Source organism: Mycobacterium sp. NPDC003449 (genome assembly GCF_053588415.1).
The window spans coordinates 1-4,435 of the sequence record NZ_JBSFPX010000324.1 but is presented as its reverse complement, the minus strand read 5'-3'; the positions used below and the strand labels follow the sequence as shown (position 1 = coordinate 4,435).

Sequence of the window (4,435 nt, the reverse complement as noted above, 5' to 3'; positions counted from 1 at the left end):
CAGATTCGACCGCGATGGCACCGCAACCATCAACCATCCCGGGGTATGTTCGGCTACGGACCGTAGGAGAAACACCAAACCCCAGTCCGCCCAACAACAATCACCGACCACACCAGAAGGAACCGGCCGTGCGAGCCATCACCGCCGTCGCCCCCACCACCCGCACGCCCGGCAGAACCATCCTCACCATCACCAGAACACGACGACCAGGAAGAGGCGCTGAGCATGCATTTCGAGACCAAGAAGGTCGTTGTGATAGGTGGCAGCGCCGGCATAGGTCGGCAGGTGGCGATCGACGTCGTCGAACATGGCGGGCGCGCGGTGATCGTCGGGCGATCGCCGGCCCGCGTCGATGACACCGTCGCCGAGTTGACTGCCCGGCGCGGCGAAGCCTGGGGCATCGCCGCCGATCTGGCGGATCGTGCCGCGGTCCCGGGTATCCAACGCGAACTCTCCGAGCAGCACCGGGACGCCACCCTGCTCGTGAACGCGGCCGGGTTCTTCATACCGAAACCGTTTATCGAGTACGACTACGAGTTCTACGACTCCTACATGGAGCTCAACTATGCCCTGTTCTTCCTGACACAGACCATCGTCGAGGGGATGATCGCCAACGGCGAAGGCGGCTCCATCGTCAACATCGGCAGCATGTGGGCCCATCAGGCCATCGGTATCACCCCTTCGTGTGGGCACTCGATGCAGAAGGCCGGGCTGCACGCGCTCACCCATAACCTTGCGATCGAGCTTGCCGGACACAAGATCCGAGTCAACGCGGTGGCACCGGCCGCCGTGAAGACCCCTGCTCTGGAGCGGTGGGTGCCGAAAGACGAGATCGACGCCACGATGGAGTCGTTCGGCCCGTTTCATCCGCTGGGGCGGGTCGGCACCCCCACCGATGTCGCGAACGCCGTCACCTATCTACTCTCCGACCGGGCAAGTTGGGTCACGGGCGCGATTCTGAACGTCGACGGCGGCGTCATGGCTGGTCGCAACTAGCCAGGTCACCATTTGGCACCCCTGATGGTTGCTCCCGGGGCACGCTGACGAGAAACGGATTCAGTCCTGATCGGGATCGGCCACATCGGTTCCGATCGTCACACTTGAATGGACGATAGAGTCCTCCTATAAGCGGGGCTATTCGGTTTGATCCGGTTGCCGGGCGACCGATATCCCTTGCACATGCGGGCAGAATAGGCCGGTATCCGGCGTTCGTCGATTTGCTCACCGCCTGACTGGGGCCGAGTCGATGCCGGGTGGGCCCAGACACCAGAGAGGACTATATAGTCCTCATTCGCTATTCTGATGTCTAGGGCGTCCCGATAGCAGTATCGTGCGGCGCCGATCACCGGGTACGGCGCGTCCACCAGAAGGGGCGCGCCCGGATGTCAGGAGCATCATCATGATCGACGGCGACTACGACGACATCGGGCCTGACGGCACGTTGGGGCCCAGCGAATCTCTGGATTCTGACCAGGTGCGCAACGACGACGGTGACATCGTGGTCGACGCGCCGCTGCGCTGGATCGCCCCACGAGACCACCTGACGCTGGATAACCGTCTAGCCGCCGAGGAGTCCGAGGTCGGCTACGACGAGCGGGGCGAGGTCGGGTACGGCCCGGCCCGGCTGCCGCGCAACGGGCGCCACCGCGGCCAGATCAGTGGCAGTCCGTATGACGGTTCGTCGTTTTTCCTGGTGGCCCGTGAAGAGTTTGACGAGGACGGTGAGGACGGCGACTGAGCGAACCGGGCACACGGTCGCGGCACGGATCATCCGACCCTGATTGCCGACGTGTGGACATGGCGCACCAGATTGTCGAGTTCGCGCAGAGCGAGGAATGTGTGATGTCTATGAATGCGCTCGGTGCCGCTGCCGTCGCCGCGGAAGCCGCCCGAGGGGCGACCATGATCGTGTTCGCGGCCAATGGAATAACGCGGTTCTGACGTGGAGCCACGTGTGGAAATCCGACACTTTCGAGCATTCGTCGCCGTCGTCGAGGCCGGGAGCTTCTCCGCAGGCGCCCGCAGTCTCAACGTCAGCCAGCCCGCACTGTCACAGAACGTCGCGATTCTCGAACAGTCGCTGAACAGACGCTTGCTCGACCGCAATCCCAGCGGGGTCTCACCAACCCCGGCCGGGGCCGCGTTCCTCAGCGAGGCACGCATTCTCATCAGGCGCTTCGAACGGGCTCTCGCCGTCATGGCCAACTTCTCGCCTCAAGCCGCCGCCGTATTGCGGATTGCTCTACACGCCGAGATGACGGTACAACCGCTGTCCGATGCTCTGTCGAAACTGGCCGCATCCCCCTTCCGCAACACCACCGTTCAGATCTCACAACTGCCCTGCCCCACCCAACTGGCGGCGCTGAAGAAGGGAGCACTGGATCTCGCGCTCATCACGGAACGCCCCACCGAGGAGGGCATCGACGTCGCGCTCGTCGCCGAGGAACCGCTGGGCGTCCTGCTAGCCGCCGACGAAGCACACAGCCTGAACCTGTGCACCACAAACCTACGCCTCGACGACCTGACCAGCCTGGAATGGCTGGGATTCCCCAGATCGCACTGCCCGGCATGGTACGACCACGTCGCCGCCGTCCTGCGCAACCACGGGATCGCCATCAGCGCCGACACGGCAGAGACGACAGAACTCGCGCCGGCGGTCAAACTCGCCCAACTCAGCATGGGCCGACGATTCGCCCTCGCCCCACGCCCGCCGCTACAGGAACTCTGCCAGACCCTGCTCTGGCTGCCATTGGTCGGCCAACCGCTGGTGCGCCGGACATGGACCGCATGGACCGCGTGGTCAACCCGTCGAGACCTCGCCCTCCTGGTCGCTGCGATGGACACCCAATCCACCTCATAACCCGCAGCCATGCACGTGGTTGCCGACGATGGGGCGGCATTATAGGATGGACCAAATAGTCCCTTCATTACCCGGTTTCCGGACGGCCCCGGCCCGTACGTCGAGGCAGGCGCAACGAACGCCGAACCTCTTGGGAAGGAACAACAATGAACGACAACGGGCACCCTGCCGAAGATCTGGCGATCCTGGAGCAACTCAACCTCGACTACATCCATTCCGATCAGAGCAATGATGTCGGCCGTTTCAAAGAGCTTCTGGCGGACGACTTCATCATCCAGATCGAAGGTCTCACCCTGAATCTGGATGAGTACCTGGTTTACATCGCAAAGCCGCGTCCGTTCAAGGATCTCGCCGTACGCGATGTCAATATCCGCATCCTCGGTGATGTCGCGCTGATCCACGCCCGCAGCACATTGACCACGCTCCACGATGGCGTGGCCAAGGAAGCCCTGTACACGGATACCTACCAGAAGCGCGATGGCACCTGGGTGTGTGTCGCCGCCTGTGCGCTCGATCCGGTCCCGGCCGCCTGATGTCTGACATTGCCGCCCGGGCTCGTTATGAACAGTTCACCCAACTTCACTGTGGCCCCGATATATTCATCATGCCCAACGTGTGGGACGGCCCGTCGGCCCTGCTCTTCAAAGAGGCCGGATTCGAGTCGATCGCGACCTCCTCGGCGACGCTCGCCGCGATGCTGGGCCGAATCGACGGCATCCACGCCGTCAGCCGTGACGAGCACCTGGACCATGCCGCCCTACTCACCTCGGTGAGTGGGTTGCCGGTCAACGGCGACTTCGAGGACGGTTACGGCGAGACCCCCGAGGATGTCCGGGCCACGGTCGACGCCGCGATCGCCCGCGGTCTGGCCGGCATCGGAGTCGAGGACACCACCGGTGACCCGACGAACCCCATTCGCGACTTCGACGATGCGGTTCGCCGCGTCGAGGCCGCCGCCGCCTCGGCACACGGCCAGATCGTCCTGACCGGCCGTACGGACAACTTCTTGTGGGGCATCACCGATATCGATGACACCATCCGCCGCCTTTCTGCCTTCGCGGAGGCAGGGGCTGACGTCCTCTACGCGCCGAACCTGCCGGACATCTCGGCCGTCGGCGCGGTCGTCAGGGCCGTAGCCCCCAAACCGGTCAACCTCCTGGTCAGCCCGCAGGACACGGTTACCCTCGCAGAACTGCAGACGATCGGGGTCCGCCGGGTCAGCCTCGGGGTCGACCCCGACATGAATGCCCTCGGAGCCACCCAAGAGGCTGCCGTAAGGCTTGCGGGCGGAGACTTGACGGCACTCGCATCAAGACTCGACTTCGGCCACATCATCGACCTGATCAAGTTGTGACGGAGTGATGACGGATCTCGGCGAGGCCACTGGTCGCCCTGGTCGGTTCGTAGCATCGGTACCTGATGGTGCACGGCGGATGAGCCGCCCGCCCGAAAGGACTGACGCATGGAATTCGGCCCACAGAAGGGTGTGGCCCTGCTGACACTTGCTTTGGCCTTGACGGCCTGCGGCACCTCGACGACCGATGCGCAGTCCAGCTCGCAGGCGTCGCCGTCGCA

5 protein-coding genes are annotated in these 4,435 nt (G+C 63.9%); all 5 read left to right on the top strand.

Going from position 1 to position 4,435, the window contains the following annotated elements; genetic code table 11:
• The first annotated feature begins 225 nt into the window (after window positions 1-225).
• Window positions 226-996 (top strand): SDR family NAD(P)-dependent oxidoreductase, encoded by a 771-nt coding sequence (locus ACWDTP_RS37675; RefSeq protein ID WP_450028309.1) that lies wholly within the window; start codon window positions 226-228, stop codon window positions 994-996.
• A gap of 403 nt (window positions 997-1,399) precedes the next feature.
• Complete coding sequence (locus ACWDTP_RS37670) at window positions 1,400-1,738, top strand: hypothetical protein (RefSeq protein WP_450028308.1); 339 nt, start codon at window positions 1,400-1,402, stop codon at window positions 1,736-1,738.
• A gap of 216 nt (window positions 1,739-1,954) precedes the next feature.
• On the top strand, window positions 1,955-2,860 hold the full coding sequence (locus ACWDTP_RS37665) for a LysR family transcriptional regulator (protein WP_450028307.1): 906 nt from the start codon (window positions 1,955-1,957) through the stop codon (window positions 2,858-2,860).
• A gap of 146 nt (window positions 2,861-3,006) precedes the next feature.
• A complete protein-coding gene (locus ACWDTP_RS37660) occupies window positions 3,007-3,393 on the top strand; it encodes a nuclear transport factor 2 family protein (RefSeq protein ID WP_450028306.1) in 387 nt (128 codons plus the stop codon).
• Complete coding sequence (locus ACWDTP_RS37655) at window positions 3,393-4,214, top strand: isocitrate lyase/PEP mutase family protein (protein ID WP_450028305.1); 822 nt, start codon at window positions 3,393-3,395, stop codon at window positions 4,212-4,214. Before ACWDTP_RS37660 ends, ACWDTP_RS37655 begins: the two co-directional genes overlap by 1 nt.
• Window positions 4,215-4,435 lie beyond the last annotated feature (221 nt).